The organism is Gorillibacterium sp. CAU 1737 (genome assembly GCF_039888655.1).
Lineage (GTDB): Bacteria > Bacillota > Bacilli > Paenibacillales > NBRC-103111 > Gorillibacterium.
The window spans coordinates 191,589-206,561 of record NZ_JBDQQO010000007.1 but is presented as its reverse complement, the minus strand read 5'-3'; the positions used below and the strand labels follow the sequence as shown (position 1 = coordinate 206,561).

The following is a 14,973-nucleotide window of genomic DNA, read 5'->3' as shown; positions in this document are numbered from 1 at the left end:
GGAATCACTTACGGCGCCGGGCCTCCTCCCGTTTGAGCGCTGCGATGACACGATTCAGAGGCGGGACGTATTTGGCTCTGAGTTTGACCAGCTCCTGCTTGACGACGGGCCGAAACCGAACCGACCCCATGCTTCCGTGCATCCGGTATTCCGTTAGTGCCTCATCCAGGTAATAGAAGTCGATCCGATTGACGAGAACCTTGAACCACATGTCATTGTCGTGGGTATAGAGCATCTCTTCATCGAAGAGTCCAAGCTCGAACAGCAGATCGCGCTCGGCAACGATCGTACAGCCGTTGATGGGGTTGCCTTTTCGAAAAAACTCGTAGAACGGGATCACCGAGCGAAACCTTCTCCCGGCTCTCGTGCGAATCACCCGTCCCGTGGAATCGATCCGGTGAAAATTGGTGAAGGAAATGCGGGCTCGATTGGTCTTCATGAAGGCCATTTGCCGCTCCAGCTTCCTCGGGTGAAACCGATCATCCGAGCTGAGCCAGGCGATGTAGCGCCCTTTCGCTTGCCGAATGCCTTCGTTGAGGGCGCTCGCCGTGCCTCCATTGGCTTTGTCGATTACCCGAATCAGAGAACGGTAAGGGTCGAGCAGATGGGTGTATGCCGTAGACCCATCGTTCACCAGCACCACCTCGACATTCGGATAGGTCTGGCTTAAGGCGCTCTGAATGGCATGCGGCACATACGGATCGTTATAAAAGGGAATCACGATCGTCACGAGATCTCCCATACGCGCACCCCCTTACCGGAACGTTGTTCGAACAGGATATCCGCGACCGACTGGGCAAACGAAATTTGCGGCTGCCAGCCGAAGACTCGTAGCGCACGGGCATGAAGCGCTGCAACCGGCGTGTCGGCCGGGATTGCAGAGGAGCCCGTTCCGACCAGCTCCTGGGGAGTCTCCACCGCGAAAGCTTCCGTGCTCTGCGCTTGGAAAGCGTTCAGTACCTCTCCGAGAGATCGATAGACCCCCGATGCTACGGGGTAGACATGGCCCGGCTTCCCCTTCTCAAACAGAATGCGAATCGCTGCGGCGGCATCTCGTACATCCAGGTAATCGCGGGGCTCCGCAAGCGAAGCTAGCCGGAACGACGTATCCGCACCCTGCTCTCGATCTGCGATCCAGGCCCCAAGGCGGGTGCAGATGCCGCCGGAAGGACCGGGACCGACGAGATTGGACGGACGAACGACAAGGGCATCGCTTCGGTACAGATGCGCCCAGGATTGGGTGATGAGCGTCTGCAAGGATTTGCTTAAGCTGTACGGATGCGGAGGCTGCGGCCGCTCTCCAAGCGGTACGCTCAGCATGGAGCCCGCTACGATGATGCGGGTGTCCGGGCTTTCCTGCCGAAGGGCCTCCAGCAAATAGACGGTCGCCATCAGATTGCTCTCCAGGTAACCGGCAGGGTCCGCCCAGGAATCGCCGGCATGGTTCCGGCCCGCGAGGTGAAGCACGGCGTTCGGGCGAAGCTCGCGAACCATCCGGCGAACCTCGGAGGAGACAGTCAAATCGCAGCTGTAGCGATCAGATGGGCGGCCCGCTGACGAGGGGCTGGTTCGTGATTCCTTGCGGACAACGGACACCACCTGGTAGCCTGCCTCTCGCAAAAGAGGAACCGCATGCCCTCCCACAAAGCCAGCGGCGCCCGTAACGAGCAGAGTCCCTTTAGTGGTCGCCATGCTGATGCTCCTCCATCCAGGCCTTCAGCTCCAGCAACATGGCAGGGTAATCGGGAATGTCCAGGCTCATGTCTGCCCGCGTGTTCCGCAGCGTTCGATCCAGCACAGGAGCATCCACCGGTACGATCTGGACCTCCTCCTTGTCGAAGAGGAGCTGCAGCTGCTGGAGAAGCTCATACTTGCTGATTGTTACCGGGGCCGTCAAGTGGACGAGCCCGCTCGTCCCCTCTGCGAGCAAACGTTCGACCGATTTTGCCAGCTGTACGGTCGTGACCCCATTCCACTCCACTCCCCGATAGCCGGACACCCTTCCCTGCTGCTTCATAAACCAATGAAACAACCCGATCCCGTTTTTCAATTCCGGTCCGATGATGGACGTGCGGATGGTGAGATGCGGCGTACTCCGCACCTCTCCCATCGCTTTCGTCTTGGCATACACGGAATCGCCGTCGGGGAAGTCCTCCTCCACGTAGCCCCCCTTCGTGCCTTTGAAGACACAGTCCGTGCTAATGTGGATGAGTCGACCTCCCGTCTTGTCAGCCAGTCTGCGAAGGCGGTGGGGGAGAAGGGCGTTCACCTGAATCGCCTCTTGCTCTCGCTTCGCTGCCTCTTCATTCAGCAAACCGATGCAATTGATCGTAACATCCGGGCGAACGACCTCCATCAGCTTGGTCAGGTGCTCCTCGTCGCAGGCATCCAGGTACAGCGAATCGGAATCGGTCCGATCCCGCGTCGTGCTATAGACGCTTACGCCAGGCAAAGAATGGAAATGCTCTACCATCACATGACCGGCCATCCCCTTTGCCCCGAGAATCAGCACCTTCATGGAAAAAACCTTCCTTTGACGAGGAGCTGCTTGATTTCATCCTTGGTCATAAGCAGCTCCGAGGAGCTGTAGCTGCCCTCCGATACCGGCGGGGAGGCTTGATAGTGTTCCTTGAGCCCCGGTATCTCCATCGTGGGAAGAACAACGAGATAGTGCTCGTCATAAATGACCGTGGTTCGGCTCTCAAATTCGGAGTAAAGAATTTCGTGGATTTTCTCTCCCGGACGAATGCCTGTTTCCTCAACCTGGACATTTGGGACGCCTAGCGTATCGATCAGCACCTCCGCGAGATCAAGGATCCGGCAGGTCGGCATGAGCAGCACGAAGATTTCTCCTCCCAAGCTGTCCTCGGAGGCCTTAAACAGAAGACCGATGGCATCCTCCAGCGTCAGGAAAAACCGGGTCATGTTCAGGTCGGTAATGCCCACGCGCCGTTCCTGCTTGATCTGCTTCAGAAACAGGTGGATGACACTTCCGTTCGTTCCAAGCACATTGCCACCGCGCACACAGACAAAACGTGTCTCGGTAGGAAGCAGATTGGCTTGAATGATGAGCCTCTCCCCGACGGCTTTCGTCATCCCATACAGGTTTGAAGGGTTGGAGGCTTTATCTGTGGAGATGTACATGACCTTCTTCACCTTGTTGTGGATGGCGGCCTCGATGACATTCTGCGTGCCGAAGATGTTGGTCTTCACCGCTTCCAAGGGCTGTTCTTCGCAGACGGGAACATGCTTGAGAGCCGCTAGATGAAAGAGGTAATCCGTCCCCGCGCTCGCTGCGATCAGCGCATCCCGATCGCGGATGTCCCCGATGCAGAAACGCAGCCGCGGGTCCTCAAACTCTCGTTTCATCTCAACCTGGCTGCTTTCGTTGCGGGAGAAGATGATGATCTCCTTGGGATTCCGCTGAAGCATCTGCTTGACGAGCTCGCGGCCCCAAGAACCGGTTCCCCCGGTGATGAAGATGGTCTTACCGGTAAACATTAGGCAGGCCTCCTTGCCAGCATGTGCTGATGAATTTAACAACCTTCCCCGAGACGTCAGACTCCTGATACCCGGCCGGTGTCGTCCAGGTGCGGGACAGCGCCGTCATGGCTTTGGCCGCATCGTACATTCGGGCTGCATTCAGCCCCGCCACCACATTGCTCCCGCAATCGACCGTCTCCGGCCGCTCCGTCGTACGCCTCAGCGTCACGGTAGGAACCTGGAACAGGCAGCATTCCTCCTGAACGGTTCCGCTGTCTGTCAAAGCGCAGAATGCGTGCTGCTCCAGTGAAGCAAAGTCGAAAAAGCCAAACGGCTCATGAAGCTCAACAAGCGGATGAATGGCAAGCTCCGGTGAAGCCGCGAGCCGAACCCTCGTCCGGGGGTGAAGGCTGCAAATGATGCGCTTGCCGAACCCTTCTGCAATCCGATTCAGCCCATCAATCAGTTCTTTCAGATGCGGGAGATGGTCCACATTCTCGGCTCGATGAATCGTCGCAATGAAGTATTCGCCCGGCGTGAGGGCAAGACGGGCGAGAACGGTGCTGTTCTCGATCCGATCCCGATAATGCTCCAGCACCTCATAGATCGGGTTCCCGGACAGCAGAATCCGGGACGGGGCGATTCCTTCCCTCAGCAGATTCTCCCGGCTTCCCGGCGTGTAGGGCAGATTGAAGGTGGAGATGGCATCGATCACCCGGCGGTTCTTCTCTTCGGGCACAGCGGGATCATAGCAGCGATTGCCCGCCTCCATGTGCACGACGGGAATTCCCATTCGCTCGGCGAGAACCGCGCTGAGCGCGCTGTTGGTGTCTCCCAGCGTGAGTAGCACATCCGGGCGCTTGCTCGCCAGAACCTCTTCGAGTCTCCGAAACAGCGAGGACAACTGACTGCCCAGTGTGTGACGGGTATGCGACCAGCTGTAATCCGGGTCCCTTACCTCCAATTCGCGAAAAAAAATGTCGCGCAAACGGGGATCAAAGTTTTGGCCGGTATGAACGAGCGTATGCTCCTCCGCGAGGAGGTCGAGCTTGGGGATGATCCGGCTCAGGCGAATAACCTCCGGCCTTGTTCCGAGCACGGTCACGACTTTCATGGGGGATCCCTCCGTTCAACGGTTGCCGCCAAAAGTCCCTTCAAGGACGGCGGGGAGTTATCTCCCGTTATTGGATGCGGGGTATCCGACATAGGTATGGTCGAGTGGTGGGGAGCCATGGAAAAAGGCAACCGCCCGTCCGACGGGCGGCTGCTGAATGAGCAAAGAGAGGATTCCCGTTCAAGCTTGGGAACGAGGCGGCATCCGCTTGGAGGTTGACCCGGACACGCGCTTGGTCAGCGATAACGGCTTGCCGGCGGACGGCAGAGCCGGCCTGGAGCTTCCTGTCGATGAAGAGACTTGCTTCGCCGTTCTCTTCTTTTTGGATGGGGTCGGCTCGAGACGAGACTTTCCCTTTGTACGGGACACCCCCGCCTCTCCTTGGGCTTTCACAGCCGACTTCGCAAAGCGGGGAAACCCAAAACGAGAAGCCACACGCCGATCCCGCACAAGCGGCTGACGTTCTGCCAATCGGGGCAAGGCGGTGAGCAAGAGGGTTTCCATCCGCTCTACGGCGGTGTGGGAGGCCCATGTTCGGCGAAGGCTGCTCAACGCCATTTGGCGGCGATAGGTTTCCTCGTCCAGGAGACGCTGTACGTGTTCATCCCGCTCTTCTGCCGATCGATATACGGCCGCCTCCACCTCAGGAATCAACAGCGTGGTAAAGGACGGGTGAAGCGGGACAACTTGGGCCGCACCGCAGGCCGCCACATCAACGAGGCGTTGTCTGCAACGATCTCGCGTCCGTTCGTTGTCTTCTTCATCCGCAGAAAGCAGATGAAGGATGACGGTTGCCTCGCTCACCCACTTGCCCAGCTCATCCCCAGGGATGGAGGAAATGCCTGCGGGCCGGTAAGAGATATCCGCTTGATCGTCCGTAACAACGACTATCTGTTTCGTAAGGGCAAGCTCCTTCAGCTTCGCAGTCAAAGCCTTCCGCTCTTCCGAAGGCAGCTCCTCCAGCCCCAGGACGAGCAGGTCTGCGGGCGGTGTCTCCGGCCCATCGTGAGGATAGAAGCGATCCGTTCGGGCGAAGGGCGGCAGATCGTACACGGGAATCCCTTTCCTATCCTCATGAGGGAGCTGACCCTGAGTAGGGGTTGAAAAGTACGCATCGACAAGTGTCTCTCCGTCCGTTCCCTCGAGAGGAACTTCGGCGGGAACGGTTGCCCAGAACGCGAGGCGCGTTCCTTCCTTCTTAAACCGTTGAGCAATTTCAGAGTCCTTCCACTCCCGGTCGATGAGGAGCACGAGGTCGGGCTTTGCCCGCAGCATCTCTTCCTCGGCATCCTCCATCGTCCAAACCGAGCATCGATTCACGAGTGAGCGGAGCGCAGAAACCGCTCCTCCTTCTGAATGCGCCGGTTTGGTCCACACCGCCAAATGAAGCGGATATCGGCGTGGAGACTCCGTCTGCTTGGATAGCAGAACCTCGTTGACGGCCTGGGAACGGGTCAGCTCTTCAATCTCCCAATCCTCGTCCGTTCCGTCAGCCCAATTCGTAAGCATCGTTCTCCCTCCTCAAGCATTCATGATTTGGCTCCCATTCCCCTCACGCGGTAGCCGGCTTCCTTCCATCGAACCAGAGCTTGTGAGAGCGGCAGGGCTTCTGCTTCGGCCATTCGGTGCCGAAGGCATCCGATCGCTCGCAGCGCTTCCCGGCGATAGACAACGGGAAGCAGCCAGAGAGCGGCAGGGGCTTGGTCCGACTCCCTGCCAGGCTCCTCCTGATCCCGCTCCAACTCCACAGCGGCAAGTCGCTCCTCCGCTTCAAACAACGCGCGTGCCGTCGGTACCCAGTTTGAGCGCAACCGGTGCCTTACATCGAGCACAGCTACCAGGTCTCCGGCAGCAAGCCGAAGTCCTCGGCCGACGGCTTCTTCTGTGAAAGCTCCAGCCGGGAATCGCAGGAAGGGGACCCCTCGTGTTCGAGCCTCCTCGGCTGTTCCGTCCACGGAGCCGAGGTCAAGCACAAGCACATCATGCGGTTCAGGGGTCCGGGCCTTGAGCTGTTCGAGAAAAAGACCGGCCTCATGGCGGTTGTTTTGCACCGGGACGAGAATCGATACGGAAGGCTGCGTCATGCTTCATCCCCCTTGGCATCGCGTTTGCGCAGGTGATCAAAATAGGAAAACCGCGGCCCTTTTCGAGCCATCAGCTCATGCAGCGCTTCGAGATGATCGCCTAATGTAACCTCCAGCGGGAAGGGGCTCCCCTCGCCGGCTATCGCGCCCATTCGGCCCGTGCCGACGAGACTCGCTGACAATCCTGCCTCAAGGGCAAGCGCCTGTGCGAGAGGAGGGATGGCAAGAGCCGGGTACCCAACGGTCTCTGGCACGCGGCGGCTGATCGCATGAGGCAGAGACCGCAGCGAATTGGTCCGTAGATCGCCTCGACCGAGCAGCCGGTTGAGAAACGACTGAGCCGTTGTCGCGGAGTCCCAGCCGGCAAACGGCGGCAGCACGCTCGTCGAGTCCAGCAGAGCCAGATCGATGCCCGAGGCTACTGCGTAGAGGTACGGAATAAGCTGCTCTGCGGGCAAGAGTACATGGGCATCCGCATACAGCAAGATATCCCCAGCCGCAGCCTGAGCACCGAGCGCCCTGGCCACCCCCGGCCCGAGCGGTTCCGGGTAGCACAGGACCAAGGGCTCAAGCGGATGAGCAAGCAATAACGGGAGGGCAGGGTGAAACGGGTCATCCACCACCACAAGAATCTCCTTGACGAGCAATCGCTGGAGCTGCTTCAGCACGCTCTCCAGATTCCCGGCGGGACCCTGAATCGTCAAAATGACACTCGTTCGAGCTCCCATCGGCAGCGAAAGCGGGTGCAGGTTAAGCGAGGCAGCACGCCGAAGAAAAGGTCGCTTTCGAGGCCGAGATTTGCTAAGCCGACGAGCAGCACGCGGATTTCTCCGGGTGCTTTTATGAGGGGAAACATGGACAGCCAACCTAACCGAAAAACGGGAACGCCGAGCCCCCATTGACCTCTTCCGTTTTGTCGTGCGGGACGGTGCAACAGCCCGAAGACGAACCTTGCCAGGCGCTCCGATCAAGAGATACGTGCTTAAATCGCCCATGGCCGTGCCTCCTTGTTCGATAGCGATGAACGGGGAACGATTCATGTTAATTTCTCCCGCCTTCGGCCGCCGTCCGAGAATCCGCAGCGACTCCCCTTCTCCTTCATGAGGGCATGGAGCGCCTCCAGATGATCACCCATGATCAGAGAGGTCAACGCTCCACTGGGTCGCGGCTTGGAAGGATTGGTCCGCCCTACCTCCACATAGCGGACGGTATACACACGCAGCCCCTTCCGCACAGCGGCCGCCTGGGCGGCCGGCGGAACCGAGAGGCTCCTCGCCCCAATCTGCTCCAATGCGCGGCGGCTTATGGCATGAGGAATCGCGGTCATGGATGCCCCGAGCAGGTGAGGGGCGCCCAGGAAGGCATTGAGCGCCTTCTTGGCCACATTAACCGGATGCGGACGATGCTTCACCCGAGGGCCGCTGTACGCATTGAGCGCAACATCCGTTCCGCGCTGAATGGCGCGGATGAACGGCTTCAGTTGAGGAGCGGCGACCGGAATGTCTCCATCCAGAAAGAGCAGGATGTCTCCGCGCGCAGCCTCCGCTCCGACGGCACGGCCTACATCGTGGCCGAGCGCTTCGGGAAAATGCAGGACACGGACTCCCGCTCCCCTTGCGATGCGCTCAGAGCCGTCGTTTGAACCATTTAAGACGACGATCACTTCCGTGCGGGGATGAACCCGCTTCGCTTCTTTCAACACCCGCGCCAATGTTCGTGCTTCATTCATCACGGGTATGATAACGGAGACGATCGGGGCCGCCTGGCCCATGCCCGTATCCGAACCGGATCGTCCTGCGACCACCATGGGAATCCCCCTTTTGCCATCCTTTGGGGCTTTTTTGCCATACTATGTCTCGGGTTGAATGCGGACACGGCTTCCACACAGGGGGGAATGCCTCAAATCACCGCTCCTGTCCATAGAAAAAAGCCCCCGGTCGGAGGCTTTTTTGATCGGATTATGCAGATGTGCCGCTATTCATGCTTATTGATTCTCACCGGTATCTGAATCCTCTGTGAGTGCCGAATCCTCTGCGAATGCCGATTCCTCATCGAGTGCGGAATCCTCAGGCACCTCATGGTCCGAAACGAGTGAGGATGGCAGACTTCCTTCCTTAAAATCCGCTCCCTCTTGGTCGTCCTCGAGCTCCCCGCGACCCGCCAGCGCCTTCCATTGGCTTTCCAACAGTCCGGCAATCTTGGCGCGTTCGGATTCCGCAAACGGGGATGGCTCGCTCGGCAGAAGCTCCTCCGGCTCATCCAGAAGGGAGAGCGCATCGGACTCCTCGAGCTCCAAGGCTTCCTCCTCCAGCAAGCCGCTGCTCTCAAACTCAAACGGAAGCTGACCCAACAAGGGGGCCATCTGTTCCAGGATCGCGGCCAGCGGATTTTCCGCTAAGTCGGGAAGGGGTTGTTGCTCCTTCAGAACGGTCGTTTGAACCGATGCTTCCGTAGCAAGGCCCGCGTAAGCGATCCAATGAATGCGGACGTCAAGCTCCTCGGAATCCTCAAGCCGTGTCACTTCAAAGACAGCTCCGCTCGAATGAGCTTCCCGCAGCGATACCAAGAAGGAAGGATGGCTTCCGGTTCCCACCACCGTAACCTGCTCGGATTCGAGAGCTTGGGGAAAGGTGATGGTAACGAGGGCCTGCGCCGTGCTGCGCTCCAGCTCAACCTCAACCGTTCCAGCCAGCGTCGCCGCCTGCTTCGTCTTCGTCGGTTGACTCACGACCGATTCCAACACCGACCGAATCACCGTGTCGATCATTTCAGTTACACGGGCGGATAGGTGGCCGAGGTCCACCGCGCCTGCTTGCAGTTGCTCGCCTCCGACACTCCCTGCACTCAAATGGCGGGTTTTGACGGCATTGGCTTGCAGATGCTCCTTGCCTACGCTTTTGGCGCTCAGGTGCCGCGCTTCCACCACGCTCACTTGCAGCTGTTCCTTCCCGACGCTTTTGGCGCTCAAGTGGCGGCCTTCCACCGCGCCTGCTTGCAGCTGCTCGCTGCCCACGCTGTCTGCGCTCAGGTGCCGTGTTTCCACCGCACCCGTTTGCAGCTGCCATCCCCCTACGCTGTTCACGCTCAGGTGGCGCGCTTCCACCGCGCTCGCTTGCAGTTGGGCACTCCCGACGCTTCCGGGGCTTAGGTGCTTCGCTTCTACGGCACTCGCTTGCAGTTGTTCGCTCCCCACGCTGTCTTCGCTCAGGTGGTGTGTATCCACCGCGCCCGTTTGCAGTTGCTCGCTCCCTACGCTTTCCGCGCTCAGGTGCCGTGCTTCCACCGCGCTCGCTTGCAGTTGTTCGCTCCCGACGCTCTCCGCGCCCAGGTGGCGCGTTTCTACGGCACTCGCTTGCAGTTGCTCACTCCCGATGCTTTCCGCACCCAGGTGGCGGGTCTCCACCGCGCTCATCTGGAGGTGCTCGCTGCCGACGCTCCCCGCTCTCAGGTGACGCGTATCCACCGCATCCCCTTGCAGCTGCTCACGCCCTACGCTTCCCGCGCTCAGGTGCCGTGCTTCTACGGCGCTCGCTTGCAGTTGCTCGCTGCCTACACTGCCTGCGCTTAGATGGCCGGCTTCCACCGCGCTCGCTTGCAGTTGCTCGCTCCCCACACTGCTCGCGCCCAGATGGCGGGATTCCACCGCGCTCACTTGCAGTTGCTCGCTTCCCACGCTGCCTGCGCCCAGATGTCGCGCTTCTACCGCGCTCGCTTGCAATTGCTCGCTCCCCACACTGTCTGCGCCCAGATGCCGCGCTTCTACCGCGCTCGCTTGGAGTTGCTCGCTCCCCACGCTGTCTGCGCCCAGATGGTGCGCTTCCACCGCGCTTGCTTGCAGCTGTTCTCCGCCCACGCTTCCCGCGCTCAGGTGCCGTGTCTCCACTGCACTCGCCTGCAGCTGCTCGCTCCCGACGCTTTCCGCACTCAAGTGCCGTGCCTCCACCGCACTCGCTTGCAACTGCTCGCCCCCTACGCTTTCCGCGCTCAGGTGACGCGTCTCCACCGCACTTGCCTGCAGCTGCTCGCTCCCGACGCTTTCCGCACCCAGGTGACGCGTTTCCACCGCACTCGCCTGCAGCTGCTCACTCCCCACGCTGTCTGCGCGGAAGTGGCGGGCTTCAATGATCCCTTCCCCGAGATGCTCCGCATGGATGCTGCCGGGGTTCACATGGCGGGATTGGACGACGCCCGCCTTCAGATGGATGGAGCTGACGGATTCCAGCTCCAGCTTTTCGCCTGTAACGGCACCGGTTGCAAGCTTGGCGGTCGTGATCGCGGAATCCCTCAGCTTTTCGGTGCCGATGCTTCCATTTTGAACATGAACCGCTCCGATGGCATTCGGAGCAAGCTGATTCGATCCAATGCTCGCCGCTGCCAGATGATGGGGACCGATGGTACCCGGCAGAATGGCCTTGTCGGTAATAGCGCCTTCCGCCAGATGATGACTCGTCACCGAGGAGAGTGCCAGCTTGCTTCGATCCACGACGCGATCCACCAGCTTGTCGCTCGTGATGGAGCCCTCCGCGAGATGAAGCGATTTGATGACGCCCGTCGGCAGATGATGCCCCCTCACCGCCTCCATTGCCAGATGACGGCTGTCCACGCTGCTCTCCTGGAGGTGGTCGGAGCCGATCGCCCCGTTCACCAGCTTGGAGGCGTCCACCGCTTCCGCCGCCAAAAGCTCACCGTGAATTTCTCCGGGACGAATATGGGAGGAAGTGATGGCCCCCTGCGCCAGGTGATGGGAATCGACAGCCCCGTAAGCGAGCTTTTCTCCGCTGACGCTGTTCGGAGCCAGATGTCGCTCGCTCACGATCTCCTGCCGGAGATGGCGGCTTGCGATCGAATCGCTGGCGAGATGAGGTTCTTGTACGGATTGCGGAGCAAGCCTTGAAGCCGTGACGCTGCCCTCCGACAAGTGCCTTTCTTGCACGGAGGATTCAGCCAGATGATAGCGAGTGATGGCTTCCTCTACCAGGTGATGGCCTTCGATTGATCCCTTCATCAGCTTGTCGGACGTAATCGACCCGCTTGCCAACTGATCCGGTCCAACCGATCCGGGAGCGATGTGCTCGGTGTATACCGAGGAAGGCTTCAGCTTATCAAAGCCTACACTGCCTTCTGCCAGCTTTTCTTCCGTAACGGCGCCGGCTCGAATCTTATCCGTCGTGATCGAGCCGGCGGACAGCTTGGCGGAGTTGACGGAGCCATTGCTCAGATGAGCGGCCTTGACCGAACCGCTGTGGATTTTGTCGGACGTGACCGTCTGATCCTGAAGCAGATCACTCGTGATGCTGCCCTCCTGAAGGTGACGGGAGCCGATGGAGCGAGGAGCGAGCTTGTCGGCTCCAATGACGCCGTCCGCCAGTTTATCGCTCGTCACCGAGTTGTCCGCCAGCTTCTCGCTGCCGATGGAACGATTGCGCAGCTTGCTCCCGCTGATGGTTCCATCGCTGATATGCTTCTCTTGTACGGCTTCCTTCGCCAGCTTGGCGGAGGTAACGGCTTCCGCATGCAAGCTGCGGCTGGTCACACAGCTGTCCGACAAATGGGATTCGCGAATCGTTCCGTCTGCCAGGCGCGTACCATCCACCGCTCCGTAAGCCAGCTTATCCCGCGTAATGCTTCCGTCGACAAGATCGTCTGTATACACAAAAGGCTCTTGTTCAAACTCGGTCTTGCGTTCCGTGAAGAGCGCATTGTTTTTCCCGGTTCGCGCCGCTGCCACTTTCCTCTCCTTGGCCTTGGGCGGCTCCGGGGGCGGTTCGGGCTCTTCCTGTTCGCGAATGACCTCTACCTCTGCCGGCTCTTGCGGCCGTTCGAGCACGACCTCCTCCACCGGAACTGCACTTGAAACCTGTACCTGCACCGTGTCATCCTCAAGCGGTTTCCCTCGGGAAACGTTGCTAGAGCCGTTGTCGAGCCATTCCAATTCCTGAATGCGGGAGTCGTAGCGATACCCGCGAACCTTTTTCTCCTTCCTTTTTCCACGCACCGGCTTGCCTTTGTCCATGCTGGTTCCCCTTCCGCATCGATAGTCTCCTGTACCCTATGCAGATGCCGGGGGGAATGCCCCTAAATCCCGCTATGAAATTTGTAATGCTTTCGTAATCTCGCTTTAATGCCCCTTTAATGTAGAGGCCCTATACTAAACCTTGACCCCCCTTTTTCATGATAGAGCTTTCTCTTTAACCCGCGGCCCGTTGCTGACGGGTTCCTTTCTTGTTAACGAGGCGTTGCGAAAGATAGGCGAACTGTGGCAAGATAAGCAGGAACGACTAACGATTGATTCGAGAAAACAGGTGAGACTGGTGGCAAAACGCTTTTTTCGACTCTTAACGGAGCTGTCCTCGCGCAAGAGCATTTCCCGCTTAACCGGTGCCTTCGCCGAATCCGGGGTAAGCCGTCGGCTGATTCCCTGGTTCAGCCGAACCTACCGCATTCCCTTGGAGGATGCGGAGAAGGACTGGACCGAATACATGTCCTTGAACGACTTTTTCACGAGAAGGCTAAAGCCGGGCCTGCGTCCGATCGATGCAACGCTCGATAGCCTCGTCAGTCCGGTGGATGCCAAGATAACCGGGATGGGCCCGATTACCGAAGGTCAGCTGCTGCAGATCAAGGGGCAGGATTACACAGTAGATGAGCTCTTGAACGGCTCTCCGCGTACCGTCAGCTACAAGAACGGGTACTACCTGGTGCTCTATTTGAGCCCTACGGATTACCATCGCATCCACACTCCGGTTGCCGGACGCATTCTCGAGAAGGAACGGATCTCCGGCAAGGTCTATCCGGTCAATGAATTCGGTCTGCGCTACATGACCCGCGTGCTCAGCCGCAATGAGCGGCTCGTCACGTACCTCCATACCGTTTACGGTGAGGTTGCGGTCGTCAAGGTCGGTGCCATGAACGTAAGCGGAATTCACTACGCCAGTCCGTTGGCGGAGCAATTGAACGCAGGGGATGAACTGGCTACCTTCAAATTCGGTTCCACCGTCGTCCTGCTGCTGGAAAACGGCATGTTCGAGCCCCGTTCCGATCTGATGAACGGCAAGGTCGTCAAGATGGGCGAACGGTTGGGCACTTTGCATAAGGCCGTGAGCCACTAAGAGCATGTTTGCAAACACGCTTTCGTGCAATACCCTTTGGAGACGCTAAGCTCTCCTACCCGAACTGGCCAATCGAAAAGCCCGTTTCGCCTGACCCCCGATGAGGGGAGTCCAGCGAAACGGGCTTCTTTTCACGTTGACGTTATTTTCGTTCGCGGGATTTTCCCTTCGGCTCGGAGTCGAGCTTCTTCTCTTGGGGAAGATCGAATCGCTTTCTCTCGGTTCGTTCGATTTGAACGATTCGTCCGTCGTGAACAATGACCTGAACGGTTCCGTACTCCATTCCGTTCAAGCTTGCTGCGATTCGCTCCTTCCATTCGTCGTCGATTTCCAGCGATTTAGCCACGATAGCCCTTCCCCCTCCTGTACACCCTTAAATAATCCCGCTCTGCAAACCGCTCTGACCGATCAGCCAGCTGCGAGTCCGATTGATGGCTCGTGCCACGCTGTCTTCGGAGGAAAAGGTATGATTCCCTCCCGGAACCAGTTCCTTCTCGCAGCAGCCCTCGCGGCGGATCCGAAAGATTTTATGGTAGAGAAAGCTGTAGTCCACGGGAATGACATCGTCCCCTGTCCCGTGAACGAGCAGAATCGGACCGGCAAAGCGGCGTGCTTCCTGAAAAGGATGGTGATCGCTTAATGATTGGAAGTACCCGGAGCTTAAGCGGTAACCGAGGTAATCGGCATGTCCTTCCTGCAGAGCCTGCTCGTAGACTTCCCGACCGACAATGCGGACGATATCGCCGAACGGGTTGGCCACCGGAGACCACAGCACCAGCTTCTTAACCCGCTTGTCGAGGGTTGCCGTCAGGATGGCCACCGCTCCGCCAAGGCTGTGACCAAGCAGGGTTACATCCTCTGCAGCCACTCCCGGCAAGGCCAAGGCATGATCGAGCACAGCCCGGGTCTGCTGAACCATGGAATCAAGCCCTCCGGCTCCATAGTCCCCTTCGCTCTCCCCGCAGCCGGCATAATCGAAGCGCAGCACGTTTAGGCCGGCGTCAGCCAGTTGCCGGCTCGTCTTCACAAACAGCCGATCGACGCCGATCCGGCTCCCGACAAAGCCATGGCAGATCACCACCAAAGGAGCGGGAGGAAGCCCCTCCCCTTCCGGTCGATGCAGAGTTGCCGCAAGCTCCCATTCCCCTTGACGAATTCGAAAAGTGGTCTCCATCGCCATCCG

13 protein-coding genes are annotated in these 14,973 nt (G+C 59.1%); 1 reads left to right on the top strand and 12 read right to left on the bottom strand.

Annotated elements, in window-relative coordinates:
* Positions 1-4 precede the first annotated feature (4 nt).
* The 10 genes from AAFN83_RS16085 to AAFN83_RS16040 form a co-directional block, all read right to left on the bottom strand.
* Positions 5-742 carry a glycosyltransferase family 2 protein gene (locus AAFN83_RS16085; RefSeq protein WP_347771132.1) on the bottom strand — a complete coding sequence of 246 codons (738 nt, stop codon included), beginning with the start codon at positions 740-742 and terminating at the stop codon, positions 5-7.
* Positions 727-1,692, bottom strand: a complete 966-nt coding sequence (locus AAFN83_RS16080; RefSeq protein WP_347771130.1) for an NAD-dependent epimerase/dehydratase family protein — start codon at positions 1,690-1,692, stop codon at positions 727-729. Before AAFN83_RS16080 ends, AAFN83_RS16085 begins: the two co-directional genes overlap by 16 nt.
* Positions 1,679-2,518 (bottom strand): dTDP-4-dehydrorhamnose reductase family protein, encoded by an 840-nt coding sequence (locus AAFN83_RS16075; protein WP_347771128.1) that lies wholly within the window; start codon positions 2,516-2,518, stop codon positions 1,679-1,681. Before AAFN83_RS16075 ends, AAFN83_RS16080 begins: the two co-directional genes overlap by 14 nt.
* Positions 2,515-3,501, bottom strand: a complete 987-nt coding sequence (locus AAFN83_RS16070; RefSeq protein ID WP_347771126.1) for a polysaccharide biosynthesis protein — start codon at positions 3,499-3,501, stop codon at positions 2,515-2,517. The genes AAFN83_RS16075 and AAFN83_RS16070 overlap by 4 nt, the downstream gene beginning before the upstream one ends.
* Positions 3,488-4,597 carry a non-hydrolyzing UDP-N-acetylglucosamine 2-epimerase gene (gene wecB / locus AAFN83_RS16065; protein WP_347771124.1) on the bottom strand — a complete coding sequence of 370 codons (1,110 nt, stop codon included), beginning with the start codon at positions 4,595-4,597 and terminating at the stop codon, positions 3,488-3,490. The genes AAFN83_RS16070 and wecB overlap by 14 nt, the downstream gene beginning before the upstream one ends.
* 180 nt (positions 4,598-4,777) lie before the next feature.
* Positions 4,778-6,106 (bottom strand): glycosyltransferase family protein, encoded by a 1,329-nt coding sequence (locus AAFN83_RS16060; protein ID WP_347771122.1) that lies wholly within the window; start codon positions 6,104-6,106, stop codon positions 4,778-4,780.
* A gap of 20 nt (positions 6,107-6,126) precedes the next feature.
* Positions 6,127-6,681, bottom strand: coding sequence for a glycosyltransferase family 2 protein (locus AAFN83_RS16055; protein WP_347771120.1), 555 nt, complete (start codon positions 6,679-6,681; stop codon positions 6,127-6,129).
* Positions 6,678-7,721 (bottom strand): hypothetical protein, encoded by a 1,044-nt coding sequence (locus tag AAFN83_RS16050; RefSeq protein WP_347771119.1) that lies wholly within the window; start codon positions 7,719-7,721, stop codon positions 6,678-6,680. The genes AAFN83_RS16055 and AAFN83_RS16050 overlap by 4 nt, the downstream gene beginning before the upstream one ends.
* The gene (locus AAFN83_RS16045) at positions 7,718-8,488 is read right to left on the bottom strand and encodes a glycosyltransferase family 2 protein (RefSeq protein WP_347771117.1); all 771 of its coding nucleotides are present in this window, start codon (positions 8,486-8,488) and stop codon (positions 7,718-7,720) included. The genes AAFN83_RS16050 and AAFN83_RS16045 overlap by 4 nt, the downstream gene beginning before the upstream one ends.
* Before the next feature lie 177 nt (positions 8,489-8,665).
* A complete protein-coding gene (locus AAFN83_RS16040; protein ID WP_347771116.1) occupies positions 8,666-12,694 on the bottom strand; it encodes a WIAG-tail domain in 4,029 nt (1,342 codons plus the stop codon).
* A gap of 298 nt (positions 12,695-12,992) precedes the next feature.
* Between AAFN83_RS16040 and asd the strand changes: the two genes are divergently transcribed.
* Positions 12,993-13,790 carry an archaetidylserine decarboxylase gene (asd, locus tag AAFN83_RS16035; RefSeq protein ID WP_347771114.1) on the top strand — a complete coding sequence of 266 codons (798 nt, stop codon included), beginning with the start codon at positions 12,993-12,995 and terminating at the stop codon, positions 13,788-13,790.
* Positions 13,791-13,932: 142 nt separating this feature from the next.
* On the opposite strand, the gene AAFN83_RS16030 is transcribed toward asd, so the two are convergent.
* Both AAFN83_RS16030 and AAFN83_RS16025 read right to left on the bottom strand, forming a co-directional pair.
* Positions 13,933-14,136: a YezD family protein gene (locus tag AAFN83_RS16030; RefSeq protein ID WP_347771112.1), complete on the bottom strand. Its 204-nt coding sequence runs from the start codon at positions 14,134-14,136 to the stop codon at positions 13,933-13,935.
* Positions 14,137-14,163: 27 nt separating this feature from the next.
* Positions 14,164-14,964 (bottom strand): alpha/beta hydrolase, encoded by an 801-nt coding sequence (locus AAFN83_RS16025; protein ID WP_347771109.1) that lies wholly within the window; start codon positions 14,962-14,964, stop codon positions 14,164-14,166.
* Positions 14,965-14,973: the final 9 nt, after the last annotated feature.

Coding starts and splice junctions, on each gene's coding strand:
- AAFN83_RS16060 (WP_347771122.1), bottom strand. CDS start 6,106: ATGCTTACGAATTGGGCTGACGGAACGGACGAGGATTGGGAGATTGAA.
- AAFN83_RS16050 (WP_347771119.1), bottom strand. CDS start 7,721: ATGAATCGTTCCCCGTTCATCGCTATCGAACAAGGAGGCACGGCCATG.
- AAFN83_RS16070 (WP_347771126.1), bottom strand. CDS start 3,501: ATGTTTACCGGTAAGACCATCTTCATCACCGGGGGAACCGGTTCTTGG.
- wecB (WP_347771124.1), bottom strand. CDS start 4,597: ATGAAAGTCGTGACCGTGCTCGGAACAAGGCCGGAGGTTATTCGCCTG.
- AAFN83_RS16040 (WP_347771116.1), bottom strand. CDS start 12,694: ATGGACAAAGGCAAGCCGGTGCGTGGAAAAAGGAAGGAGAAAAAGGTT.
- AAFN83_RS16080 (WP_347771130.1), bottom strand. CDS start 1,692: ATGGCGACCACTAAAGGGACTCTGCTCGTTACGGGCGCCGCTGGCTTT.
- AAFN83_RS16045 (WP_347771117.1), bottom strand. CDS start 8,488: ATGGTGGTCGCAGGACGATCCGGTTCGGATACGGGCATGGGCCAGGCG.
- AAFN83_RS16075 (WP_347771128.1), bottom strand. CDS start 2,518: ATGAAGGTGCTGATTCTCGGGGCAAAGGGGATGGCCGGTCATGTGATG.
- AAFN83_RS16055 (WP_347771120.1), bottom strand. CDS start 6,681: ATGACGCAGCCTTCCGTATCGATTCTCGTCCCGGTGCAAAACAACCGC.
- AAFN83_RS16025 (WP_347771109.1), bottom strand. CDS start 14,964: ATGGAGACCACTTTTCGAATTCGTCAAGGGGAATGGGAGCTTGCGGCA.
- AAFN83_RS16085 (WP_347771132.1), bottom strand. CDS start 742: ATGGGAGATCTCGTGACGATCGTGATTCCCTTTTATAACGATCCGTAT.